This window comes from Psychroserpens luteus, from assembly GCF_015319355.1.
Lineage (GTDB): Bacteria > Bacteroidota > Bacteroidia > Flavobacteriales > Flavobacteriaceae > Psychroserpens > Psychroserpens luteus.
Genome location: NZ_JADILU010000003.1, coordinates 348,786 through 375,008, shown reverse-complemented (window position 1 = coordinate 375,008; position 26,223 = coordinate 348,786). Strand labels below are relative to the sequence as shown.

Sequence of the window (26,223 nt, the reverse complement as noted above, 5' to 3'; positions counted from 1 at the left end):
GATGTTGCAAACAATTATTATGACTTAGGTCAGTCTAGACTATTTTCTTGAATTTTTTAATCTGGAATAGACATGGAAGAGCAAAGCAGCCATCATAACACCTAAAAAGGCGACTGCCATATCCTTTTGTGAATCCCAAACGTCACCTTGAGTACCCAAATAGGAAATCCCTTCTTCTACAAAAAACACGTCTGCTACTAACCATTCAATAATTTCATATAAAGCACTTGTTGATAGAATGATTAAAACAGGTAGTTTTAATGCTAAATTCTTCGGAATTCTAATCCATTTTGAAAAACATTCTTGCAATGGATAATACAATAGTAAACCAAAACTGAAATGTACCAATCTGTCATAGTGATTTCTTGTAGAATGAAATACATCTTGTAACCAATAGCCAAATAAATTTTCTGCATAGGTATATTTAGAACCATAAACATGTAGACACAAAAAAATACAAATTAAGAAATAACTATAATTGCTAAAACGATACTTCGAATAAGTAAGAATTAAAAAAAGCAGTGCTATTACTGTTAACGTATTCTCTATAAACCAATTGTTAATATCTGTTGTTCCAATTAGGGTATTTATCCACACCATTAAAAACAACAAACCAAACCCAAAAAGCTTATCTCCGATTACAGTAATAGCACTGTTTTTTAATTTCATTTCACAAATATACACATTAGAAACGCTTAATTTCTAAACCAATATTTTTAGTTGCTAATAGATTTAAGAGCGGTTAACAATGCTTTTGGGCTATGAATTGAGTCATATACAGGTAATACTTCTTTATCTGTTTCAAATAAACCATAAACTGCAGTTTGCGCTGTTCTTACAGAATACTCTACAGTAAATACCACATCTTTTGGAACCTCAGCAAATTGACCTAAAAACGCGAAATTAGTAGCACCTTTAGGTAATACTTTTGGTCTGTCACCAATTTTTCTTGGCATAAACAAACTATCTATATATGGCATTGCAGTAGGTATACAGTTTACCTTACCTGACTTTACAATAGGATTCATTAGGTCTTGAACTTTTAAGTGATACCATAACTCTTCTAAAATTTCCTCACCAGTACATTCTGCCATTGTTTTATTAACGTAGTTTCCTTTTCTATCAGGATATAATCCATATCCCCAAAATACTTTAACATCCTTTGGTTGATTTGGAAAATGTGGTTGACGTGCAATGACTATAGACATTAACCAATTAGAATCTGTCATGGTTACCAAACCACCAGTACCATCAACATTACCTGAAAAATTCTCCATATAATCATGGAATGTATTGTCTTTTAATGTTGCTGTAAAAGAGTACCATTTTTGCAAATCAATATTATCACAAAAAGGATCTGGATTACCAAAAGCTTTATCTTTTTCTGCAATCTTTTTCCAAAGCTGCCAAGACCTAGACTCTGCAATTCCTTTTAGTTTTGCTGGTCTATCCCAAGCGCCATTATCAGTACTTTCAGTAATAGAACCATTCGTAATAAAAACATAGTCATTTTTACCAAGGACTATTTCATTTTTATCTTTTAAATGCAATACTGTCGCTGTTTTTTTATCTGAAGACAAATTAAAATCTATATCTACAACTTCGTGCCCTAAATCAAAATGTACTTCATATTCCTTTAAGTAATTTTTTAGAGGAATAACGACAGAATGGTATTGATTGTATTTGGTACGCATGACTCCACCTAACTTTTTTAAACCATCAATTAAATGAATGAAGCGTTTCATATAGCGTCTCATTTCTACAACGCTACTCCATTTTTGAAACGCAAACATAGTAGACCAGATGTACCAAAAGTTAGTATCGAAAAATGCTTGATCAAACCAATCTTCAATTCTTTTATTCCCTAACGATTTTTCTGAAGCAAATATGAGTTTTAAAAATTCGGCTTGTTGTTTTATGGAAAGTCCGTAAGAAGACACATCCATTATTTTACCTTCTTTTAAAAGTCTCGCTTGTCCGTTTGAAACAAATCGTTTATTAAATTCAAACGACTCCTCTTTTACAGAAACATTTGGGTCGTCATAAGATGGAATATTAGATAGTAAGTCCCAATAGCAAGCATAATGTTCTTCATGCATTCGTCCTCCTCTTACTACAAAACCATCTTCTATATTTCCTGCACCATCAAGCGCTCCACCAAGGATATTGTCTTTTTCTAGAATATGAATATTTTTGCCTTGCACACCAGCATCTTTAATTAAATACACTGCACTTGCAAGAGATGCTATTCCACTACCTATAAGGTATATTTTAGCATCTTCTGGTTTTTTATTTTTATGTCGCTTCATAACTTTTATTTTTTTATCCTCAAGGAAGTTTACTTAATTTTTCAGCGTTCTAAGCGCTGCTTCAAGGTTTACTTTTAAATTTTTGTCATGACGTGTAATTGGTGGAATTTCCAATTCAATATCCAGTAATTCATAAACTGCCATCTGTGCTGCTCGAACAGAATATTCCACTGTAAAAACAGTATCATGTGGGATTTCTACAAACTGACTTACAAAGGCCAAGTTTCTTGAGTTTTTTGGAACTGGTAATGGTCGGTCAGTATTGGTACGTGGCATAAACATACTAGTGATATATGGCATTTTGCAAGGAATACAGTTTGCTTTTGAAAACACCTCATCCATATCAAATCGAAGATGACCACATATTTCTTTAAGGATATCTTGACCATTACAATCTGTCATTGATTTACTAACAAAGTCACCAATACGATCAGGTCGTAAAGAATAGCCCCAAAATACTTGCACACCATCTGGTTGTTGTGGATAACGTCTTTGGTGTTTTAATACAACTGACAATAACCAATTGGAATCTTTAAAAGTCACTAGAGCTCCTGTACCATGCTTGTTGCCTGTTAACTCTTCCATTTTATCAAAAAACACGGGATCTTTTAATGTTACAATGAATGACTCCCAATTAGACTCTGGTATGCTAGAGTTAAATACAGCAGGATTACCAAATTCTGGACGTCCTTTTGCTAGTTTCTCCCATAAAACCCAACCTTTACTATCTTTTTTGGTTAAACGCTTTGGCGGACTTGTCATTGATCCAATACTTGTTGCATCTCCCATAGAACCATTTTGAAAAAACACTAAGTCATTCTTACTTATCGGAATCGTTTCTGTCTTACCTTCAACTACATATTCAATCTTGTTTACAGCCCATTTACCATCTTCATCATCAAAATCAAGATTTAGGTCTGTAACCATATGTCCTTTTAAAATCTTAACTCCTTTTTCAACTAACCAAGCTTCAAGAGGGCGCACAATCGAATCATATTCATTGTAAACCGTACGTGAAATTCCACCCATGGTTGCAATTTGTGTAAACTGTTTTAAAAAACGATGCATATAACGTTTGAATTCTACAGCACTATGCCATGGTTCAAAAGCAAATGAAGTAATCCACATGTACCAAAAATTTGATTCTAAAAGTTCTGGCGACAACCAATCTGTAATCCTATCATTACCAAGTTTTTCTTCACTGGTTTCTAATAGTCTAAGTAGTTCAAATCGATTGTGCATTGATAAACCCAATGAAGAAAGATCTGGAACCGCACGGTTTTTGTTGATAATACGTGCGTGAGCATCCGTTTTAACCACTTTATTGAATTCTACAGTTTCGTCATAAACTGATTTATTAGGATCTGTTAATGAAGGAATCGTTTTCATTAGAGACCACATGCACTCATAGATGTCTGCGCATAACATTCGTCCTCCACGCAAAGAGTAACCACTTTCTGCATTTCCAGCAGCATCTAAAACTCCACCTAATACTGGTAGTGCTTCATAAATTGTTATATTTTCTCCTGGAATTCCTCCATCTCTGATCATAAATGAAGCAGCAGCCATATTCCCAATACCTCCACCTACTAAATAAGCTTTAGTTTCTTTTATATTAGTTCTCATTATTTCTGAATTTTTGTGATATAAATATTTAAAAAGCAATGAGATAACCGTTTATGTATTTTCTATAAGCAAATTGGCAACAGCTGTTTTACCAACTAGTGAGTTTGCAAATAATAAGAGACCAAGCCCTAACTTATGACCACTCACGGTTATAACATTGCTTTAAATTGTTGTTCTTGTTGTTCTTGTTGTTAACTGAATTCTTTTTTAATTTTTTTCAAACCAAACGCCAGAAATATTCTAAAAACACCAGCAGTGATAAAAGCCATAGCAGTCATATAAACAATACTTAAACCTGCAAACACCGGATTAGCTAATAATAAAAAGGAAAATACTATAGTGAGTAATCCTAAAAACAGTAACCAACCCCAATTTGGAACATCAACAGATTTAAACTGAAACGATAATCCAATTGCCATAAAACCTTGAAACAATAACCAGAAACCAACGTAAAAAGGAAGAATTGCCATCGTCATTAATGGATGTGATATTAATAATACCCCTATTATGAGATCTAGAATACCTCCTGCTAAATACCAACCCCAACCTTGTATATCACTTTTATTAGAAATTGAAAATACAATTTGAGAGATGCCTGATACAAAGATGAATACACTAAAAACGATACTTAAAGAAACATAACTTGCTAATGGTGTTTGAAACACCCATACTCCAGCAATAATGTATAGAATACCTATTAAAAGAGATATCCACCAATTTTTTACTGCAGATTGTGCTGAACTTAAAATTGTAGTTGCCATAATTATATGATTGAAGTTAATCTACGTTATTTTTAAAAAGATCTTTCAAAGCTCTTCCTAGTTCATCCATATCATGAGTAAACTCACGTTCAAACTTTTGTTCATCAGATTTAGCAGATTTATTAAAAGTAATCATGTCTTCTTTAAACTCTTTACCTCTTTTTACTAATTTTTCTTTGAGTTCTTTGTTTTTTTGTTCGAGTTTATCAAGTTCTTTTGTCAATTTTTCTTTTTCATTTTTACTAGCTTTAGCAATTTCACCTCTTAGTGTTTCAATTTGCTTTTCTGTATTTTCAATTGCAGTTTCGGATGATGCTTTAAACTTTTGCCAATCTGATTGTACTGCAGTTTTAATTTCTTCACTAGTGTCTTTTGCGCCTTGTGTTAAATCTTTATTGAGTGTTTTCACATCCTCTTTAACTGATTTTGCATCTTTTTTAGATGTCTCACCACAACCTGTTAAAACTGTTCCTGTCATAAATATTATTATGATTAAGGATAGAATATTTTTTTTCATAATTAAATGTTTTAAATGTTATTTATTAATACTATTTGTTTTCCAAAAATCTCTAATTCCAATTATGAGCTCATTCATGTCGTGAACAAATGCTCTCTCAAAAGCTATTTTTATAACTTCATCAGATTCATTAATATGCTCCATATTTGTCTTAAGTTTTTTATCCATTTGAGCTAATCTCTCTTTGAGACTTTTCTTTTTTTGTTCTAATGTATCAAGTGCTAAGGTCAATTTTTGTTTTTCTTCTTTATTGATTTCTAAAATTCTAGCCCTTAATTCTTCAATTTGAATTTCTCGTTCTTTAATTGCCTTTTGAGAATCTTTATTAAATTTTTCCCAATCTACTTTTGCTTTTATTTTTAATTCTTCTTGAGACTCTTTTCTTACTTGATTTAAATTCGCATTAGCTTCCTTAATATTTTGTTTAGCTAATTTTGACTTTTTAGTTGAGTTCGATCCACAGCCTATTGATATGATTCCTATCATAAATACTATTACCAACGAGGATAACATATTTGTTTTCATATCTCACTATTTAAATTGCTACTAGACTTTCTTGAGTTAATGCATATTTATCTTTTAACCTCATAGCATTATCAAACTCATATACATTTAGTACTCCTGTTTGAACTTCAACTTTTGGATATTCTTTTGGAGCAATATTTTCAATATGTCCAATTAATGCTCGAATAGAATTTCCATGTGCCGAAACTAAAACAGTCTTTCCTTTTACCAGTTCTGGAACAATAGCTTCAAAAAAGTATTGAACAGCTCTTTGTTTTGTTTGTTCCAAGGATTCTCCTACTGGTAAATCACCTATGCTAAGATTATGATATCTGCGGTCAAATTTTGGATGCCTTTCATCATCAGTAGACAAACTAGGAGGTGGTGTACTATAGCCTCTTCTAATCGCCCAAAACAAATCTTCTCCAACGTCTTCTTTTACTTCGTCTTTATTTCTGCCTTGCCATGCACCATAATTTCGCTCATTTAGTTTCCAACTTTTCAAGAAATCAATATGCATCATATCTGAACCATCTAAGATAATTAAGGCTGTTCTTATAGCTCTTTTTAGATAGGATGAAAAACAGATGTCAATAGTTATATTTTGACTTCTAATGATTTCTCCTGCTAACCTAGCTTCAACAATTCCTTCTGGTGCAAGATCAATATCTGTCCAGCCCGTAAAGATATTTTCCATGTTCCAAAAGCTTTTTCCGTGTCTTACTAGTATTAACTTTCCCATTTTTATTTCATTTTAAAGCTATGATCTATTTTAATTCGTCATCATTAGTCAACACTATCTTCTCCCAATGCATTGTGCAATTGGTATAGTTTTTCTTCTTCCCTTTTGATACGCTTTTTTAGTCTGTTCTTTCTTGCTTTACTATAGGATTCTGAAATAGCATCTTTATAACCTTCAAGACGTGTTTCCAATTTATTAATTCGCGCTTTGGTTTCGTTTTTGATTTCTTTTAAAGCAGATTTTCTTTTTGCTTCCAACTCAGCTATTTTAGCTTTACGTTTAGCTTTTAGACTGGCAATTTTAGCTTTAATTTTAGCTTTTTCTTCAGCAGTTGCTTTTTTAAGTTTTTCACGCTCATCTTCAATGTCTTCTTCTAAATCTTCAATTTGATCATCTACATAATCATCAAATTCTAATCCTGCTTCACTTCTTATGATTTCTGAACTTAATCCTTTAAGAGCGTCATCAACAAACACTGAACTATCTTCTGCTATTTCAGCAACAATAGCAATAGTTCCTACGTGCATTTTATTACTGACCTTTTTAATAAAATCATCTTCAAAATCATAACGACTAACATCCCAAATAGCACCTGCTACTGTTCCTGTATACAACCCAATAATTAATCCTAAAGGTCCTGCAAAAGCTCCAATAAGACCTCCAAGAGCTAATCCTGTAAATGTTCTCCAGCCTTCGCCATCTGTTTGATCATTTAGTACGTCGTATTTATTGTTTTCTTTTTTACGAATCATCATGTGTTCATAGAGTGTAATATCTCCATAAGCATCTAACTCTTTAATTTTGTGCAAAGCTTTTATTGCTTTTTCTTCATCCTGAAAAGGAACTACGATAATATTTGCCATTTTTTCTAGTTTTTAATTGTGACTATTTATTTTTATTTAATGGAATGCTTTAACAACTGTTTCAAGTTCCACTTTAAGAGTTTTATCGAATTTAGTTATTGGCGGAATTTCCAGATTTATATCTAACAATTCATACACTGCCATTTGAGCTGCGCGAACTGAATATTCAACGGTAAAAACTACATCATCTGGAATTTCAACAAACTGACTGATAAATGCCAAGTTTTTTGAATTTTTAGGTACAGGAAGCGGTCTATCGGTTTTTAAACGTGGCATAAACATACTTGTGATGTATGGCATTCTACATGGAATACAAATTGCATTAGCAAATACAACATCATAATCGAATTTTAAATGGCCACATAATTCTCTAAGGATTTCCTCTCCTGTACATTCTGTCATTGGTTTACCTACAAAGTTTCCAGCACGATCTGGATGCAATCCATATGTAAAGAACACTTGTACGTTAGAGGGTTGATCTTTATAGTGTGGTTGATTATTTAATGAAAAACTCATAAACCAATTAGAATCTTTAAGTGTTACCTGACTGCCAGTACCTGCTTTGTTACCAGATAACTTTTCCATCTGATCAAAGAAAGCGGTGTCTTTTAATGTTACTGTAAAAGATTCCCAGAAGGATTCTGCTATATTTGAATTAAACACTTCGGGTTTACCAAATCCTGGATATTTATTCGCTAATTTTTCCCATAATTCCCAACCTTGACTATCTTCTTTTGTAAAGAATTTTGGTGCAGTTGTCATAGAACCATAACTAGAAGCGTCTGTCATTGAACCATTTTGATAGAACACTAAATCGCTATCTTTGATCTCAATTGTTTCAATATTTCCTGAATTTTTATAAGTAATATTTTTTACGACTACCTTTTCGGTTTCTGTTTTTGGATCTAGAGCATAAGCTGTATCTAAATCTGTTACATTACTACCTTTCATAAAATGAACACCATGAGATTTTAACCAAACTTCTAACGGAAGAATCATAGAATCATACTGATTGTATACTGTACGTTTAACACCTGTCATTGTTTCAACATTTGGAAACTCTTGCATAAAACGGTGTAGGTAACGTTTAAACTCTACTGCACTATGCCAAGGTGAAAACGCAAAACTTGTGCGCCACATGAACCAAAAATTAGTTTCGAAAAAGGAAGGAGAAAACCAATCGTAGATCGCACTATTACCTAGTTTTTCTTCGCTTGCTTCACTTAGTTTAAGAAGCTCGGTACGGTTTGCCATAGAAAAACCCAGTTTAGATGAATCTACAATTGCTCGGTTTTTATCTATAAGACGCGCTTTTGAGTTTGATATTACTTTTTCATTAAATGCTATGGTCTCTTCGGTTACAGAAGTATTTGGATCTGTAAGGGATGGAATGGATTTGAACAAACTCCATGTACATTCATAAATGTTTAATGTAAACATACGTGAACCACGTAACGTGTAACCATCATCTGGATTTCCTCCTGCATCTAAACTTCCACCTAATACTGGTAGACTTTCAAAGATTGTAATATTATTACCTGCTACTCCTCCATCACGTATTAAAAATGCTGCTCCTGCTAAGGATCCTATTCCGCCACCTATGAAATATGCTTTTCTGTCCTTATTACTATTGTACATAATAAATAATTTTATTGTTACTAATTGCTTTTTAAATTGGTTAATCTGCTAATTCTCCCATCTCTTCATCCAACTCTCTTAGCATGATAGACTCTTCTCCAAAAGCTTCTAATCGTCCTATTAAATATTGCACTTTGCTTAACTCTTCTGCTTGCTCTTTGCAAAACCATAAACCCAATTCTACAACCATAAAGTTTTCTTCGGTATGTGCTGCTTTGGTAAGTGCATAGCATTGTGTGGTAATTTCTTTTTCATGTTCTAATGCTGCCAGAATAACATCTGGAAGGCTAATAAAATCTTGTTTTGGTTGTTTTAAAGCTGGAGTGATTGGTCTAATACCATTTGCTAAAAGCATCTTTTTTGCTTTATCTGCATGTACCAACTCTTCATCACTATATTGTTTAAATAATTTTGCTGCTCCTACAAACCCTTTATCATCTAACCAGGTAGACATGGCTAAATATATTCTTGAAGAATATTCTTCTTGTTCTACTCTATAATTTAGCAACTTCACCATTGCTTCGCTTAAAAATTCTGATTTCGTTTTCATGTTCTTTCTATTAAAATATTTATTTTTTGTTTTGAAGTATCTAATTTTTGATATCTGTTTAGACTTCAAAATTAGAATGTTATGGAGAGAGACACACTGACCTACGTCAGCGTGAGTAAACTGATTTAAATCAGTTTACTTCTTTTTGTTCCAATATGCTTCCGCTTCATTTTCCATTTTTTCTAAGCGTGTATAGTAATCTGGAAACTCTTTTAAATGCGCCCAAGCTATTTTTCCGGTGATGTTTTTATCGTCATTGGTAACATTAGTTTCTGGATATCTTGTACCATGTTCAAATTCTACATTTATTCCTTTTGTAAATTCATCTAATGGTATATCCGTCCATTGAATACCAAGAGTATTCCCAATTTCTTTTGCTTCTTGTGCGTTTAATTTTTTCATTGTCTTGTATTTTATTTGACAGGAAATTCATAAAACCACTGTCAAAATTTCTAGTATAAAATTACTTTTCTAAATGAAGACTAACACTGACTTAGGTCAGCATGATGAAAAAGAAAAAAAATTATTTATGTATAATTAATGGTTGTGTATTTGCGTGAAGGATTGCAGTGAAAATCCCGCAGCTCGACGCAGGAGATGCGAGGAATTGTAGCGAAAAGCCTGACCCTTGTGGTCACGCCCAACTTTTAAATATTTAAATGGAACTAGTTTCTAATCATAAGAATGTAAATGATACCGACTAGGATGACGCTACCAAAAGCGTAGCCAACAAGTTTGCCTGCTGTTTTGGAACCTTTAAAAGCGGTTATGCCTAATTTCACTAACATATTACTGATCGTAGCTGCAATAATTACAGATGATGCGAGCGTTAATTTATCGCCATCTAAAGAGAATTTTGACATGCTAATTGTAATGGCATCTGTATCTGCCAGACCTGCTATTAAAGCGGAATAATACAAACCACTTTCCCCAAAAAACTGATTGCTATAAAAAACTGCAAAAAGAATAACAACATAAACGACTCCAAATCCAATAGCATTCAACATATTTAAGGGATTGCCAAGTTTAATATTGGTGTCTGGTTTTGGATCATCTTTTCGCATTAACAGCAACGTTGCTATCACACATATGGCTGTTAATAATCCAAAGGGTAGTGCTAAATTAATTAGGATCTCATTGTTAAAAATGTAGGCTAACAAAGCAAGTCGTGGAAACATAATGGCTGATGCAACTATGATTCCTGCACTATATTTTTTTGACAGTTCTGGAGATTCTTTACTCCTTGACGCATAATTCCAGGCTACTGCTGTACTGGATATAAGTCCGCCAAGTATTGCAGTGAGTATGATTCCTTTTTTAGAGCCTATAAATTTGACTAGAAAATAACCGATAAAATTTAAAAAAGAAACGATGACTACTATGGAACCGATTTCAAAAGGATTTAATAGGTTATCTGGACCATAGGTTTTATTAGGAAGAAACGGTAGAATTAACAAAGCGATTATTGAAAACTTAATGAATGCAAAAAGTTCTTCGGAAGTAATATTACTAATAACCGCACGGAATCGTGTCTTAAGAGATAGCAATGTAACGATTATAACAGCTGTAGCAACTGCTTCTCTGTAATATTCAACCGATACCATTGTCCCTAAAACAAAAGTTGCTATTAAGGCTAAGTTGGTCGTTAAACCGTGGTCCTGCTCTTCTTTTTTTTGAGAAAACTGATTAAATGCTAAAAACAAAATAAAGGCACCTAGACTTATAATTAATAGCCAAGGTGTAAATAGCTCTGTAAGATTGCCTAATGAGAATCCAAGAATTGTAACTATAGGAAAGGTTCTTATACCAGCAATACCTTTTTCATCTTTAAGTTTGTCATATTCTCGTTCTAAACCAATGATAAGACCAATACCCATACTGATGAGTACTCCTAAAATGTAGGTGTCTATAAATTGAGTTATGCCTTGAATTGCGTCCATAAATGTATTTCAACTTACTATAAATCAATTACTAAAATTGATTGTTTCTAAAAATAGAGATGAGAATATAAAAACCCAATATTGCGGACAATAAAAACCCAATAGCTCCCAATAATGGAATACCATTTACCAAAGGTGGCATTTTTGCAATTACTAAAATTGAAGACCCAATAGACAAGGCTGCAATAATAATAGCAAATACCAAACGATTAATAGCTTTGCTTGATGCCTCTTGTAATTTTTTAAGCCCTTTATGCTCATGAACAATTACTAATTTACCTTCTTTTATTTTTTTTAAGATGGTATTAATGTCATCAGGTAGTGAATCTGCAAGTTCATTAATATCTTGAAAACGATTTAGGTTCTTTTTAAATAATCTTTTAATATTGAAACGTTTTCGTGTAATTTTAGACGTATACGGTTGTAAATTATCTGTCATATTAAATGCAGGATCTAGTTTAAGACCCACACCTTCAATAATAACTAAAGCTCTTATGAGCATATACAAATAATGAGGTAAGGTTATTTTATTCTCGTATAAAACAGCTTTAAACTGATTGAGAATATTGCTTAATTTGATATTCTCAAGACTTGTATTACTAACATTTTCTATTAATTCATATAAATCGTACTCTAATTTTTTATAATCTGGAATTTGAACTTTTACTGCAACCTTCTCCAGTAAGGTATAATTTTCTTGACATTCTTTTGTAAAAAGTACAACAAAAGATCACTCAATGCGTCTTTATCATTTGGCATAATGATTCCCATCATTCCGAAATCTATAAAACAGATTTTCTCAGTTTCTGGTAACACAAAAATATTTCCTGGATGAGGATCTGCATGAAAAAAACCGTGATCTAATACTTGCTTTAAATATAAGTCTACACCTACTTTTGCTACTTTAGTTGTATCTATATTTAGGGAATTAAGCGTCTTTATTTCTGATACTTTAACACCATCAATAAACTCCATACAAATAAGTTGATCTGTACATAACTCTCGATACGCTTTTGGGACATAAATAGATTCATTGCCTTCAAAATCTTTAGCAAACCTTTCCATATTGCCAACCTCTTTTAAAAACTGAAGTTCTTCTTTGATGCTTTTTTCAAACGCATCAACAATTCGCATAGGCTGAAAAGCTTTAGCTTTCTTACTATACTTTTGTAGGCTCCTGGCAACTTGCTTCATTACCAAAATATCTGCTTCAATAATGTCTTTAATATCTGGTCGCTGTATTTTAAGAACTACTTGTTTACCAGTTAGTAATTGTGCTTTATGTACTTGTGCTAATGAAGCAGCAGCAAGAGGCTCAGTATTTATAGATTGAAAATGCTCTAAAATAGTAATTCCAAGCTCTTTTTCAACAACTTCATTCACGTTAAAGTGTTTTAAAACAGGAACATGATCTTGCAATTTTTCCAGTTCTTTAATTAAGTCTGGAGGTAGCATATCATCCCTATTGCTAAATATTTGTCCAAGTTTAACGTAGGTTGGGCCTAATTCTTCCAAAACCATTCTTATACGCTCATACTTTGTGAATGCGAGTAACTTTTGAGTATCTGGATGACTTTTGAGATAACTATTTGGAACTAATATCTTAAGTTTACCACTAGCCATAACATCTTCAAAACCGTACTTTGTGAGTACACTAAAAAGGGTGTTATATCTAATAATTTCTCTTTTTTTTGGAAGTTTTAGGCTTGCCATAAATACTATTGGATTTACATATACTTTTCAAGAAACCTGAAAAACTGTTTTTTAAGTTCTGCGTAGATCTCTCTTTGCGTCTCTATTTTATTTCTAAACTCTACATGTTGTTTAGCTAATTGTACATCAATTGCGTCTTCACCTGTTATACTTTGACCAGCAATACGTTCCTCGTGTTCTTCAATAGATTCTTGTAAATCTTCAATGACACCTCCATGAAGAATAAATTCATTTTGATAATGTTCTAATTGTGCCAGCACATCTTTATCTGTCCATCGTGTTACAAGTTCACTCAATCTATTATTAAAAGACTTTAGTTCGTCTTCCCAAAAGGCTAATTCTCGTTTCCATTGTACATGTTCAAAATGCATATTAGAATTGTATAAGACTTCTTTTTCCATGGTATTATTTTTAGATTATTATTTAAAAAATTTAGTTTCGTAATATTTATCAAAGATTATCAATTATCAATAGATATAAAATGACTTTGGTCAGTCTTTAAATAATTTATTAGTAGCTTTTTATTTTTTGATGACGAATAGAATCTTTTTGAAAATTGGTCCAATTATACTCTCCTTCTAAAACCCCCTTGGTTTCCCAATCACCATAGATTGGATTAGGTAATACAATGAATTTTTTTCCAAAAAAAGCTTTCAAACTGTCTACACTCCTATTTCTTTGGATGGAAGATCTATTCTCAAATATTTCAGAAAAATCAGATAAGTTATCACCAATGAGTAATACAATATCATAGTCTTTTTGAACACGAAGCCTTCTTAGATTCTTTTCGCTAGTCGTGTCTTTTAATAAGACATGAGTTTGATCAGCAAAAGGAAAACCAATACTTTGTAAGTTTTCAATAGTCTCTTTTTTCTGATTTGTAGATCGATTAGAAATATAAAAAACATCTACACCTTTACTTTTTGCATAATTGAAAAAATCAAGAGCTCCTGGAATTGCGTTTGCCTTTTTCTCCTCTACCCATTCTGTCCATCTTAATGTAGAATACGCTTCATCTAATTCAATCTGTTTGCCACTATAAGGACTATTATCCAATACTGTTTCATCAATATCTGTTACAATAGCAATAGGCTTTTTATAGTCCGTTTTTCTATCTAGAATAGTATTCAACTGCATTTGAGCAAGATTGAATGCTTGATACGATAAGGCACGATATTCTGCTGCCTGTTGCTGCCACAACACTGCTTGTATTGTATATTCACGAATAGGAATATCTGCCTTTTCTATTCTTAGAGATTGATGTTCTGTTTGAGCTATTTGTGATTTACATCCAATAAGCATTAAAAAGGTAACAAAAGGAATTAAGATACTTTTCTTCATAATAAAAAATTGAATGATAGGTTTTTAATAATCTAAAAGTTAGACTGTTTATCAAATTGATAATTTTATCAAATTAATAAAAGCCAATTCTATTTACTATGATTATTATCAGTGTTATATGAGAAAAATCATTGTGAAATGAGATTTAATATTCTAAATTCAGATAATGCTTTTTTAAAAAAAATAACGATTATGGACACTAAGGAAAACATACAACGTTTAGCTGAGTTTTCTTCGGAAATACGTGAAGTCACACTTAAAAGACTCCAAGAAATTCCCGAAGGTTTTATCAATTGGCGTTTAAACAATACAGCTATGAGTTTTGCGCATATTGTACAACATCTTATTCATGTAGATGAATTGTTTTTTAGTTTAGCAGAATCTAAAGAAAACGAGTTTCAATGGACTTTAGGATCTGAAGAACCACATGTCGCTATTGAAAAATTGACTTATGAAGCCATGCTTGAAAAATTAAAAAATTTACAACAAAAACGTTACACCATCATTTCCTCGCTTGATACCTTAAAAATAAACGCTGAAATAACTGGAGATAATGATGAAAAAACAACTTTATGGTGGTTTTTAATGCGAAAGGTTTTAGAACACGAAATTTATCATAGAGGACAAATTTCTGCTTATCTAAAAGTACTCAAAGGAGAGCATCTAGAATTTTAATTAATTCGACTATTTTCTTTCGGAAAAGCTATCAAAACGCTATCTTTTGAGAACTGACGACAGTCTTATTAAATCTTAATAATATCTGTAGGAGTTTCAACCAAAATAGTTTTTTCGCCTCGTAATGCAATGGGCTGTTTCATTATTTCCGGGTTGTGTTGTATCATTTTTATCCAATCATCTGTGGAAAAATTGTGGTGCTCAAATTTAGTTTCATAAGCTGGATGATCTTGGTTAACAAGATCAGCAACTACCATATTTAATCTATCTGCAAGTTCTACTATTTGTGTTCCTGTAAGTTTGGTTATTATTATATCTATTTCTTGAATGGCTAATCCTTCGGCTTTTGCATAAACCAAGGTCTGTTTTGCTCTTTCAGATTTAGAACTGTAAAATAATGTTATTTGTCTATTAGATGTCGCAATCTCTCCCATAATTTTAATTTTAAAGTCTATTGTTTTTTATTTTTTCTTCCACTACATAATGATCTAATATTTGCTTTAAACTTTCTAGATATTCCGTCATTACCTTTTTATCCATATGAGGATGTTTACTCACAGGTAATGTCAATGGATTTTCATCTAAAGAACGATAAAGCTCTGGATAATCGGTTTCAATAGTTGTAGTAAGCTGTGAAATTTCTGTAAGAATATTGTGTAAATCTTTCATTATTTATAGTTTTAATTATAACATATTTTTTTTACTCATAACGCAAGGCGTCAATAGGGTTCAATTTTGCTGCTTTTCGCGCAGGAAAGTATCCAAAAGTGACACCAACAAACGCTGCAAATCCAAAACCTATCAATATAGAATATATTGCTGTTGGAATATAAAAACTGGTTGCTTTGTAAATAATTTGATTTCCAATAATGCCAAATAAAACACCTAAAAGACCACCAACCAAACTTAATACAACAGCTTCTATTAAAAACTGAGTAAGGATATCACTTTCCCTTGCACCAATAGCAAGCCTTGTCCCTATTTCACGAGTTCGTTCGGTAACAGAAACCAACATAATATTCATAATACCAATACCACCAACAAGTAATGAAATACTAGCAACAGCTCCCAATAATATGGTTAAAATTCCCGTAATATTTCCTGTAATTTCCTGAAGCTCGATTTGCGTCATAATCTCAAAATCGTCCTCATCTTCATCTTTTATTTTATGAGACTCTCGTAACAATTCAGTAGCCTCCATTTCGGCATCAGCTATATGGTCTTCACTTAACGCACTTGCCATAATCATGGTATAGCCTCTTTGGTGACCATACAATCTATTTTGTACCGTTGTATAAGGCGCTATTATAATATCATCCATATCTTGCATACCACCTGAGCCTTCTTCTGTTAACAAACCTATGACGGTAAAAGGAACTTTATCAATTCTTATTTGCTGACCTATAGGGTCTTCACCAGGAAAAAGTTCTTCTCGTATGGTTTCTCCTATAACACAATACTTTTTTGCAGTTCTTACATCGTCTTCAGTAAAAAAACTTCCTGACTCTATTGCTCTACTGGTAATATAAAAATAGTCGTAGGACACACCATAAACCATCGTAGATTTATAGCCACTTGGCCCAATAGCTTGTGCTCCAATAGCCACTAAAGGCGATAATTGAGGCATCCAAACAGAATTTTTTTGAAGCATATCAAAATCCTTCTCATCTATAGGGCGTCCCATTCTCACATTTATTCCAGCTTTATGTTCAGACTTGGTCTGGATCATTAATAGATTAGTACCTAAACCTGAAATCTGATTTTCAACCTGTAACGTGGCTCCTTCTCCAGCAGAAATAGTCATAATAACCGCAGCAACTCCTATTATAATTCCAAGCATGGTTAACAAGCTCCGCGTTCGGTTCTTATTTATGGATTTAAAAGCTACTTTGAATATTTTCAAAAACCTTCTCATAGTTATGCTTTTAAGGGGTTATAGGTTTTTCTAATTCTTTCATTGCAAATGCTTTAGTACTTCTGTTTTCAATGATTTTATCAGATATAATTCGTCCATCTCTTAAATAAAGCATTCGTTTTGCAAATTGAGCAATTTCTGGTTCGTGTGTAATCATTACAATAGTTTTTCCTTTATTATTCAATTGAACAAAAAGATCTGCAATATCTATACTCGCTTTACTATCTAAATTCCCTGTAGGTTCATCTGCCAAAATAAGCGCTGGATTATTAACCAAAGCTCTAGCAATAGCAACACGCTGTTGTTGTCCACCAGAAAGCTCATTAGTTTTATGATAAATACGATCTGCCAAATCAACCTGTTCTAATGCTTTTTTCGCAAGTTCTTTTGAGTTAGAAAACCGCCCTGTTCTATCATAGATAAGTGGTAATTCTACATTTTCTAAGGCAGTGGTTCTAGACAATAGATTATAACTTTGAAAAATGAAACCTATTTTTTGATTTCTAACATCTGCCAATTGATTTTTGTTTAATGTATTTACACGTACACCATCTAAATCATATTCACCAGAAGTTGCTCTATCTAAACAACCAATAATGTGTAATAACGTGGACTTACCAGAACCCGATGCTCCCATAATAGCAACAAATTCTCCTTCTTCAATAACCATATCTACATCTGTAAGTGCATGCACTTCAATCTCACCGTTTTTGAATACGCGACTTAGCTTTTTGGTTTCTATGACTTTTTTTAAGGGCATATAGTTTATTTTTTTGCTTTAATTCCGTTGATTGCTTTAATGCTTTCTGATATTTCAGAACCATCTAAAAACCGTTTAATTTCAGACTGCAAACCAGTTTTAATACCTGTTTCTATAAACTTGAAATCTAATTTTTCATTTTCATTTTTAAAAAAGAAGCCACTAATATTTGTAGGCAAATTTTTCTTAAAATTAGTAGGTGTAAACAACTCTTCATTGTTTATATCATTATTAAATTTGACTTGAAGTGAATCTGGCAGCATTGTTTTTGCTCGCTCTATTAATATGGGTTTAATGTCTTGTAGCATAGCTTCAGTTGGTCTAAAACGTAGAGCAGAATTATTAATGAGCCATACATTTTTTGCCTTAGCAGTAATAAACTCAATATTTGCTGTCATACCAGGTATTAATAAGCCTCCTTCATTATTAATATCAATAACAACTTGGTAATTGACTACATTATTTATTTCTATAGGCTGTAATCTAATCTGGCTCACTTTACCAAAAAATTCTTTTTCAGGATAAGTTTGTATAGTAAAACGAACCTGCATGCTATCTTTTATATAACCAATATCACTTTCATCAACATCTGCTAAAATTTGCATTTTAGATAAATCTTCGGCAATGATAAACATTGTTGGTGTAGAAAAACTTGCAGCAACAGTTTGTCCTTCATCAACAGTCTTTTCTATAATGATTCCATTAATAGGTGAAGAAATTTTTGCATAACTAATATTAACCCGAGCATTCGTTAGAGCAGCTTGTGCAGCTTTTTTGGAGCTTTCGGCTTGCTCATAACTAAATCTTGAAGTGTTATATTCTTGCTGAGCGATAACCCCTTTTTCAAACAGTACTTTATTTCTTTTATATTTATCTTCTGCTTCGTTTAATTGCGCTTGGCTTACAGCTAAATTAGCTCTGGCAGATTCTAAAGACGTATTTAACATTTTCATATCCATTTCGGCAAGCAATTGCCCTGCTGTTACCCTATCATTATAGTCAACATAGATTTTTGCAATCGTACCAGAGATTTGAGTACCAACATCTACAGTATTAATAGCTTCTAATGTGCCTGTGCTGGAAACATCTGATTCCACATCTCCTTTTTGTATGGACGTATAAGTATAATCTATTTTTTTAGACTCCAATTTTGGTTTTAAATAAAAATAGCCTACTACTGCAACTACAATAATTAGTATTATAATTAACCATTTATATTTTTTCATATTCTAATCATTTTATGCCAGTAAAATTACTTTGAAGTATTCAAAGTTTTAATGATATAAATCAGTACGGAGGTTTAACGTATATAAAAATCGCAGTGATTAAATACCATATGTCATAATTACTGCGATTGGTAAAACTAAATTTTAAACAAACTATTTAGAAAGGTTAAGTTGACGCACTAATGCCTCTCCTTCTATTATATGTTCTGTAATGGTGAAGACTTCTTTTCTGTTTTTTCTGAAATCCTTTACAAATTGAGCAAGCTCATCTTCAAGAATTTCGTGTTCGTCTCTAAATTTATCTGAGACATATGTAAAAGGATCATCTATCAGTTCAGCTAGATGATGCAAATGTTTACTTGTTTTTTCTAATAATGAATCACATTGTTTATCTATTTCAAGTAGATTAACTTCAATGTCTCGAACCTTATCTATATTCTCTTTTTTAGAGATCCACAAAAAATATTTATCAATAAGATGGTGTAAAAATCTTAAATCATCTCTAAAAAATAAAAGATCTGACTTCCAATGTTCTGTAAGCACATAAAGTTGCTCCCAATCTGCTTCGTGAATGTAGTTGTCTTTTGGTCTGTTTCTAAAATCGTTCATACTGTTGATTTTTAAAATTGTTTCAATGAGAAAATTTAGAACATAAAGATAATCATGAAGTTATTTAAAAGAAATGATCTATATCATGATAAAAAAATAAACAAACTGATAAAAGTCATTTGTTTAAATTTCAATAGGTTATAATTTAGTGGCTTATAAGAAACAACTCAGCATAAAATGAAAACAATACTAAACGTCACCGATTATTCTGAAAACTCAGTTGCTGCATTAAAATATGCTCATTCATTAAGTAAAGCTATTGGAGCTCATTTAAAAGTGATTCATATTTTTGATTATCCCACAATGTTGGATGGATTAAGTTTAAAGGCTCAAGATGCATTTCCAGATATTGAAGGTGATGCTTTTAGAAAGCATAACTTAAAACTTAATAATTTTTGCAAAGAACATTTAGGTACAGATTTAGATAAAATGAATATCACAGTTGAAGCTATTGAAGATAAATCTGTAGTTAACGGAATTATCTCTATAGCCAATAAAATCACCCCTTTGTTAATCACTACGGGAATGAAAGGTGGAAGTGCATTGCGAGAAATCATTATGGGTAATACGACCAAGCACCTCCTTGAGCAGTCACCTTGCCCAGTACTCGCTATTCCAGAAGACACAAGTTACACTCAAATTAAAACCATTGTATATGCTACAGATTTTGAAGAGGAAGACATAGATGCAATTAACAAATTAACCGAGATTGCCGAGCCACTTAACGCAAAAATTAAGATTGTTCATGTGTCTTCGTTGAATAAAACTATAGGAATAGAAGAAAAGAAAAATATAGAAGATAAAATCCATAAGTATATAAAATACTCTAACATAGAATTAGATCTTTTATACTCTGATGATGTTTTTAATGATTTGAAAATATACTTCGGAAAAACAAATGCCAATTTAATTGCCATGCTTGAGCGAGAGAATGATGGGATGTCTTCAAAAGTATTCCATAGAGATTTGGTTAAAAAAATGGAATCTTATGGTAGAATTCCATTGATGAGTTTTAACGCAAATAATTATAGCATATTTCATTTATAAAAATTTAACAACTTAAACATTTAATAAAATGTCCAGAAGATTATTTAGAATCGTTATTGTAATAGCTGTTGCATTAGGAATTTATCTTTTTATAGCAAAAGAATCATATTCCAAAAGTTTTTTAATTATTGTCTCCACTCTTAACTTTTTGCTTTTTAGTTTTGGTATTCACGGATTAATTGCACATTCATTACGACCAAAGACAAAAGGAGACTTAATAACGTTTCCGCTTTTAATGTGGGTTCTTTGGGCTATTTTATTTATGGTATTCGTGTTTTTAATCCTCCCAATTTACTGTCCAGATTTTTTAATTGGTTGATCGTTTTATTCGTTAAAAAGTTATTTATAAATAAAAAAATCCAATTAAAAACGTATTGTTTTTAATTGGATTATAAATTTTAGATATTTAAATTTTAATTGTTTTTTGATGTACAAATCGCCATTGTCAATACTTGGTTTAGAGGTGTTATTAATAAAGGACAAATTATTATTCCAAATTACTTAACACCTCGTATTTTTAATATTAAAATAACTATGAGGTTTTAATTATCTAGCGATTAAGTTTAAAGATACTGTGAGCAAATCTCCAGAACCAGTGTAGCGTTCAACCCAAACTTCAACATAGTCATTAGGCTCTAATTCAACTGTACCAACCAAAGGTAAAGCTCCAACATCATTATTCGTACCGACCTCTCTATACACCTTAGTTTCTTCTAAAACAGTACCATTTTTACTCATATAGAATATAAAAATATTATTATTACTATCACCTTGAAAAGACAAACTCGCAGAAAGACTAAAATATCTTTTTTTATTACCCTCATAGGTAATTCTGTTGTTTGCAGATGAACTAAATCTAAATAAATTAGTTGATGTTGTGTTTCCTTCTATTTTTTTCCTACTAGATGTTCCTGTTCCTGAAAATGTTGTGCTTGCCCCAGATCCTACTGCATAATCTAAGTTGATGTTACCTGTGGCGTAACCATCAGTCTCAGTAGGAATACCAGTACAATCTACATCCCAATTCTTTGTAAAGTTATATCCAGAATAGGTATTGTTGGCATAACCAGCAATATAATTTCCACTACCAGAAAAATCTATTGATTTTAAAGAAGCCGATTTTGTTATAGTAGGATCTGCACTAACATCAATTCCTGTTTCACCGGTATCGACTGAAACTCTACCGTTAGCCAATTGTAGATTACCAAAAGTTCCTGAAAAAGTTAAAAATGTACCTGCATTACTCTCTGTCCAAAAACTACTTTCAGCAAAAAATGAATTAATATTTGAGACATCTAAACCATCACTACTATTTACAATTTGTAATACAGAAAAGAATACTACACCTAGATTACTTAAAGTTCCAATAGAAGAGGCCGATGTTATAACAACACTATACCCTATAACGTTTTCTACACCTGTACCTGTGATATCAAACACCTGTTTACCATTTGCATTAATAAAAATATCTTTGAGCCTTCCACCTTTAGTCCCACTAAACAATGCTGAACTCGATCCATTGACAATTACATCTTCTCCAGTATCTAAACCAATAAGATTAGCTCCATTTAAATCTATAGGAAAATCAAATGTTACTGTGCCATTTATTTCATACACAAAATCTTCATTTAAAACGTATTTCCCTCCTACCAATTCATCGGCTAAATCGGCTACGCTTTTTACAAGTTTATAGTTATTACGTTTTTCGGCACCTTCTAAAGGCAACCAACTTCCTCCATTATAAAAGTAAAACACATTTTCATCTGTATCAAAGACCAAGAGGCCTTCTGCAGGACTTGATATCGCTATTCTCTGTATAGAAGTCATTCTTGGGGCTAACATCCCTTTATCTGTTGAAGTTAGATCTAGCATTGCTGAAGCATCTGGTGTTATTGTTCCTATACCAACTTGAGCTATGGCATTATAATTAAAGCAAGTAAAAGCTGCTAAGGTTAGTATTGTTAATTGTAATTTTATATTTTTCATGATAAGCAGGTTAAGATTTTTTGGGTTATTTAATTTTTACACGTTTTTGATAAACGTTTTTTCTTTATTTTTTTGAATTTAATTATGTTATCGTTTTCAAACTTTAAGAGACAAATGCTCTTTGTTCGTTTTTGTTTTTGGTTTTAATTTTTGTTAACTTAGGTATCGTTTTATCATAGTACTTATTAGTTTTTAATTTCTGAAAAATTAATAATTATCTTGCTTTATGGGTTCTTGTTAACACATACCTTATATCATAAATTTCTGCAGCAGAAGTAGATACGATTTTAATTGTCCCACCGTTTGTTTCCCAAGTATTTAAAGTGTAAGTATCAAAAGAACTCAAATAATAATGTTCTACTCCAATACCTTTTGCCAGCACAAAATCTCTTATGTATATTTCTCCTACAGCTCCTCCAATATCTATTGCTACAGTTAATCTCGTTACAGAACCAGTTGTTGGCTTTGCTTTAAATTCTATCACTATATTTAAACCATCACCCTCTCTTCCGGTTATTGTCGAATTAGTAGAATTATAAAATTCTGTTATATCTATCGGTTTTTGACTATCTATTGTATTAGTCGCATCATTTGGTAAAGTAACCTTAACAGAACCTGCTAATGTTAAAGGACTTGCAGATGTGTAAGTTCCATCAACGTAACTAGCCCATCCCGTATAATCATTAGTGCTATTTTCATGAATAAGCCTTACCCAACTTCCTCCATCAAAAAAGAAAAATACATTTTCATCGGTATCAAACACCAAGAGACCTTCTGCAGGACTTGGTATTGCTATTCTTTGTACAGAAGTCATTCTTGGAGCTAACATCCCTTTATCTGTAGAAGTTAGATCTAGCATTGCTGAAGCATCTGGTGTTATTGTTCCTATACCAACTTGAGCTATGGCGTTATGACTAAAGCAAGTGAAAATTGCTAGCGTTAGTATTGTTAATTGTAGTTTTAAATTTTTCATAATTAGTAGTTTAAGATTTTTTGGGTTAATTTGTTATTGTTAGTTTCTATGTTTACGATGTAAATCCCATCACTTTTGTTGAATGGTATTTGTAATCTTTGATTGTTATTTAAATTGTTATTTAATTTTAAAATTTCTTGTCCTAATACATTAAATACTTTTATTGTTTTTATCTCTACTCTATCAGCATTGTTAACAACAATATGATTATTACCATCATAAAAAATATTAATATTTGCTACCTCATGGTCTTGAGTAAATAACGCTTCTTGTGGTAAAAAAACGATAGAGTATCTATCTAAATGGTCTCCTATTGGTAAATTAATATCAAAGCTTGAATCACTTAAATTATAGGTAGTATTTAATACATTATCTTTTAAATAAACAGTATGCGTAAAATTTTTAACCTCATCTAACATAATATGGTGAGTACCTGTTTCTGTCATTAATAATCCTAATGGAAACTCTAATATTTCATTAAAATCATCTAATCCCTGAATTGCATATTTTTTAGTTAAATCATTTTCTAATACAAAAAATAAGTCATCATCTCTATTTTCAGTTAATATTGCATCATAACCACGATTATAATTTATATCTGCATTTGAATTTGGTAAGAACCCTAAAAGTAACTGTCTATGAAAGCCTTCAGGATCTTCATAACCTATTCGTATATATTGATTATTAGTTTCATTTGGAGAAACATTTGATAGTCTTGTATCTTCTGAAACTTCAGTCTTGAAAGTTCTTTGCGAATTATTAAAAACAATGTTGCCACTATCATAGGCATCTACAAAAAACCCTTGACCAACTGCCACATATTGTGTTGGAGCTGTAACACTGCCTGAATCTCCAATACCACTAATTAATGGTGAAGCTATTGATGGTGGTGTTCCTCCTGATAAATTTCTTATCGCATAACCTCCCATATAATCTGCTAAAGCATGTGATGTAGAACCTCCATCTACCCAAAAATATAAAGCATCAAGTATTAGTAAATTATCATTAATGAATTTGTCGGCATCTAAAGCAGATGGATAAGGATTTCCTAATAATGATTGCTCTCCATTATTTATTGGTAATAAGTATTCTCCATTATTTGGCGCACCATAAAACACGTAATTTTGATCAAGTAAAAGTGAATTAGCCCCTTTCATCGTATATCCTTCTCCTGGATTTAAAGTACTATTTTCATCTATGTTTACCCAACCTGTATAATCTCCCGTTCCTTGTAAATATTTATATAACCATTGTTTACTTATGGTTATAGCAGTAGTTACATAACCTCCATCATCTAAAACCGGTGGCAATCCATTATAAGGTGACCCAGAATTAAATAATATTTGTTGTGGAATAAATGGATTAATGCTTGAATCTGTTCCATCAAATTTATTTCCTAATAAAGAAAATGTACCATTATCGTTTACAGGTGATGACCAATAATTAAATTTATAGGCTGATGTGTAGCCTTGTTGATCAATTAACACGTTACCTGAAGTAATAGTGTTAGAATCTGTGCCAGCATGTGTTTGAATTAATTGCGCACCATCTATTAAACGAATATCTCCACTAACTAATCGTACTGAATTCACTACGTTTAGAGCAAAGCCATCTGCTACAGATACCCCTTTAGTGTTTATTGCTGTAACATCAATTTCTAAATTATAGAAATTAATAGCATTTGACGAGCCATAAATACTTAGTAATGGGTTCGTAGAACTCTTAAAATAAGTAGAGCCAGATAATGATAAGGTTGTACCATCATTGATAAAATCATCATTTAAATATAGATTACCATCACTATTATGAATACCACTATCTGTATTGGTATACTCATTTTCAAAATAAACATTTGTTGATGATTCAATTTGTAAAATTCCCTCATTAACAATTTGAGAGTAACAACAAATAAAACAAGAAAAAGCAATAATGTTAGATACGTAAAATTTTATTTTCATAAGTAGGAGTTTTAATGATTAGTAATAGATTTGTATAGGCGGAACTTAAATGATTCAGTTACATCATTACTTTAGTATTTATATTTTGGTGATTTTGTTTGATTAAATAAGGTCTTGATTCTCTTAAAACTCTATTAAGATTGTTAGCGGTTAAAGGTTTACTTATAAAACCTACACAAGATCTCTTACTCTTTGCTTTAATAACATCATGTATGTTCGTTGATGAAGACAATAGGTATATCTTAATATTTTTATCTCTTACGTTTTCTAGCTTATTAAACTCGTCTAAAAATTGAAAGCCATTCATCTCTGGCATATTTATATCTAAAAAAATAATATCAGGAATACACATGGTTTTATATTCCTTATTCTTTTCAAATATTTTAAGAAAACTTAAAGCTGATTGTGCTCTTACAAATGTTCTAACATTGGAATCAATTTGAGAATTCTCAATAATTTTTTTATTAACGAATAAATCAATTTTATTATCGTCAACTAACATAATGTTCAACTTCATAAGTGATATAAATTTAATTGGAATTTTAATTTCGTTTAATGGACAACAGAATC

The 26,223-nt window shown here is 31.7% G+C and carries 29 protein-coding genes; 3 read left to right on the top strand and 26 right to left on the bottom strand.

Annotation, left to right across the window (positions count from 1 at the left end):
• Positions 1–39: 39 nt before the first annotated feature.
• The 16 genes from IM744_RS08695 to IM744_RS08620 all read right to left on the bottom strand — a co-directional run bounded on the left by IM744_RS08695 (position 40) and on the right by IM744_RS08620 (position 14,504).
• Positions 40–669, bottom strand: coding sequence for a DUF2238 domain-containing protein (locus tag IM744_RS08695; RefSeq protein ID WP_194507735.1), 630 nt, complete (start codon positions 667–669; stop codon positions 40–42).
• Between the two features lie 47 nt (positions 670–716).
• Positions 717–2,309: an oleate hydratase gene (locus IM744_RS08690; protein WP_194507734.1), complete on the bottom strand. Its 1,593-nt coding sequence runs from the start codon at positions 2,307–2,309 to the stop codon at positions 717–719.
• A 33-nt stretch (positions 2,310–2,342) separates the two neighbouring features.
• Positions 2,343–3,935 (bottom strand): oleate hydratase, encoded by a 1,593-nt coding sequence (locus tag IM744_RS08685; protein WP_194507733.1) that lies wholly within the window; start codon positions 3,933–3,935, stop codon positions 2,343–2,345.
• Positions 3,936–4,126: 191 nt separating this feature from the next.
• Entirely contained in the window at positions 4,127–4,696 is a 570-nt protein-coding gene (locus IM744_RS08680; RefSeq protein WP_194507732.1) for an HdeD family acid-resistance protein, read from the bottom strand.
• Between the two features lie 16 nt (positions 4,697–4,712).
• Positions 4,713–5,213, bottom strand: a complete 501-nt coding sequence (locus IM744_RS08675) for a coiled-coil domain-containing protein (RefSeq protein WP_194507731.1) — start codon at positions 5,211–5,213, stop codon at positions 4,713–4,715.
• Between the two features lie 18 nt (positions 5,214–5,231).
• Positions 5,232–5,738: a hypothetical protein gene (locus tag IM744_RS08670; protein WP_194507730.1), complete on the bottom strand. Its 507-nt coding sequence runs from the start codon at positions 5,736–5,738 to the stop codon at positions 5,232–5,234.
• A gap of 10 nt (positions 5,739–5,748) precedes the next feature.
• A complete protein-coding gene (locus IM744_RS08665) occupies positions 5,749–6,459 on the bottom strand; it encodes a 2,3-bisphosphoglycerate-dependent phosphoglycerate mutase (RefSeq protein WP_194507729.1) in 711 nt (236 codons plus the stop codon).
• 44 nt (positions 6,460–6,503) lie between these two features.
• The gene (locus IM744_RS08660; RefSeq protein WP_194507728.1) at positions 6,504–7,322 is read right to left on the bottom strand and encodes a DUF1269 domain-containing protein; all 819 of its coding nucleotides are present in this window, start codon (positions 7,320–7,322) and stop codon (positions 6,504–6,506) included.
• A 36-nt stretch (positions 7,323–7,358) separates the two neighbouring features.
• Entirely contained in the window at positions 7,359–8,960 is a 1,602-nt protein-coding gene (locus IM744_RS08655) for an oleate hydratase (protein ID WP_194507727.1), read from the bottom strand.
• Positions 8,961–9,000: 40 nt separating this feature from the next.
• A complete protein-coding gene (locus tag IM744_RS08650) occupies positions 9,001–9,510 on the bottom strand; it encodes a ferritin (RefSeq protein WP_194507726.1) in 510 nt (169 codons plus the stop codon).
• 135 nt (positions 9,511–9,645) lie between these two features.
• The gene (locus IM744_RS08645; protein WP_194507725.1) at positions 9,646–9,912 is read right to left on the bottom strand and encodes a DUF5661 family protein; all 267 of its coding nucleotides are present in this window, start codon (positions 9,910–9,912) and stop codon (positions 9,646–9,648) included.
• A 263-nt stretch (positions 9,913–10,175) separates the two neighbouring features.
• On the bottom strand, positions 10,176–11,450 hold the full coding sequence (locus IM744_RS08640) for an MgtC/SapB family protein (RefSeq protein ID WP_194507724.1): 1,275 nt from the start codon (positions 11,448–11,450) through the stop codon (positions 10,176–10,178).
• Positions 11,451–11,481: 31 nt separating this feature from the next.
• The gene (locus IM744_RS08635; RefSeq protein ID WP_194507723.1) at positions 11,482–11,952 is read right to left on the bottom strand and encodes a protein kinase family protein; all 471 of its coding nucleotides are present in this window, start codon (positions 11,950–11,952) and stop codon (positions 11,482–11,484) included.
• A gap of 161 nt (positions 11,953–12,113) precedes the next feature.
• Complete coding sequence (locus tag IM744_RS08630; protein WP_194507722.1) at positions 12,114–13,163, bottom strand: ABC1 kinase family protein; 1,050 nt, start codon at positions 13,161–13,163, stop codon at positions 12,114–12,116.
• 14 nt (positions 13,164–13,177) lie between these two features.
• Entirely contained in the window at positions 13,178–13,564 is a 387-nt protein-coding gene (locus IM744_RS08625; protein ID WP_194507721.1) for a hypothetical protein, read from the bottom strand.
• A 109-nt stretch (positions 13,565–13,673) separates the two neighbouring features.
• The gene (locus IM744_RS08620) at positions 13,674–14,504 is read right to left on the bottom strand and encodes a 5'-nucleotidase, lipoprotein e(P4) family (RefSeq protein ID WP_194507720.1); all 831 of its coding nucleotides are present in this window, start codon (positions 14,502–14,504) and stop codon (positions 13,674–13,676) included.
• Between the two features lie 138 nt (positions 14,505–14,642).
• Between IM744_RS08620 and IM744_RS08615 the strand changes: the two genes are divergently transcribed.
• Entirely contained in the window at positions 14,643–15,179 is a 537-nt protein-coding gene (locus IM744_RS08615; RefSeq protein WP_194507719.1) for a DinB family protein, read from the top strand.
• 68 nt (positions 15,180–15,247) lie between these two features.
• Here IM744_RS08615 and IM744_RS08610 read toward each other — a convergent pair whose 3' ends face one another.
• From IM744_RS08610 to IM744_RS08585, 6 genes are all read right to left on the bottom strand, one after another.
• A complete protein-coding gene (locus tag IM744_RS08610) occupies positions 15,248–15,613 on the bottom strand; it encodes an arsenate reductase family protein (protein ID WP_194507718.1) in 366 nt (121 codons plus the stop codon).
• A 10-nt stretch (positions 15,614–15,623) separates the two neighbouring features.
• Positions 15,624–15,848 carry a hypothetical protein gene (locus IM744_RS08605; protein ID WP_194507717.1) on the bottom strand — a complete coding sequence of 75 codons (225 nt, stop codon included), beginning with the start codon at positions 15,846–15,848 and terminating at the stop codon, positions 15,624–15,626.
• A gap of 31 nt (positions 15,849–15,879) precedes the next feature.
• Entirely contained in the window at positions 15,880–17,019 is a 1,140-nt protein-coding gene (locus tag IM744_RS08600) for an ABC transporter permease (RefSeq protein ID WP_206694477.1), read from the bottom strand.
• A gap of 85 nt (positions 17,020–17,104) precedes the next feature.
• Entirely contained in the window at positions 17,105–17,854 is a 750-nt protein-coding gene (locus IM744_RS08595) for an ABC transporter ATP-binding protein (protein WP_194507715.1), read from the bottom strand.
• A gap of 5 nt (positions 17,855–17,859) precedes the next feature.
• Positions 17,860–19,080, bottom strand: coding sequence for an efflux RND transporter periplasmic adaptor subunit (locus IM744_RS08590; RefSeq protein WP_194507714.1), 1,221 nt, complete (start codon positions 19,078–19,080; stop codon positions 17,860–17,862).
• Positions 19,081–19,233: 153 nt separating this feature from the next.
• Entirely contained in the window at positions 19,234–19,689 is a 456-nt protein-coding gene (locus tag IM744_RS08585; protein WP_194507713.1) for a hypothetical protein, read from the bottom strand.
• A 177-nt stretch (positions 19,690–19,866) separates the two neighbouring features.
• Between IM744_RS08585 and IM744_RS08580 the strand changes: the two genes are divergently transcribed.
• Entirely contained in the window at positions 19,867–20,736 is an 870-nt protein-coding gene (locus IM744_RS08580; RefSeq protein ID WP_194507712.1) for a universal stress protein, read from the top strand.
• Positions 20,737–20,764: 28 nt separating this feature from the next.
• Positions 20,765–21,055: a hypothetical protein gene (locus tag IM744_RS08575; protein ID WP_194507711.1), complete on the top strand. Its 291-nt coding sequence runs from the start codon at positions 20,765–20,767 to the stop codon at positions 21,053–21,055.
• Positions 21,056–21,282: 227 nt separating this feature from the next.
• Here the strand turns inward: IM744_RS08575 and IM744_RS08570 are convergent, their stop codons facing one another.
• The 4 genes from IM744_RS08570 to IM744_RS08555 all read right to left on the bottom strand — a co-directional run bounded on the left by IM744_RS08570 (position 21,283) and on the right by IM744_RS08555 (position 26,170).
• Positions 21,283–22,722, bottom strand: coding sequence for a cell wall anchor protein (locus IM744_RS08570; protein ID WP_194507710.1), 1,440 nt, complete (start codon positions 22,720–22,722; stop codon positions 21,283–21,285).
• A 214-nt stretch (positions 22,723–22,936) separates the two neighbouring features.
• On the bottom strand, positions 22,937–23,695 hold the full coding sequence (locus IM744_RS08565) for a hypothetical protein (protein ID WP_194507709.1): 759 nt from the start codon (positions 23,693–23,695) through the stop codon (positions 22,937–22,939).
• Between the two features lie 2 nt (positions 23,696–23,697).
• Complete coding sequence (locus IM744_RS08560; RefSeq protein ID WP_194507708.1) at positions 23,698–25,653, bottom strand: T9SS type A sorting domain-containing protein; 1,956 nt, start codon at positions 25,651–25,653, stop codon at positions 23,698–23,700.
• A 58-nt stretch (positions 25,654–25,711) separates the two neighbouring features.
• Positions 25,712–26,170, bottom strand: a complete 459-nt coding sequence (locus IM744_RS08555; RefSeq protein ID WP_194507707.1) for a response regulator — start codon at positions 26,168–26,170, stop codon at positions 25,712–25,714.
• Between the last annotated feature and the right edge of the window lie 53 nt (positions 26,171–26,223).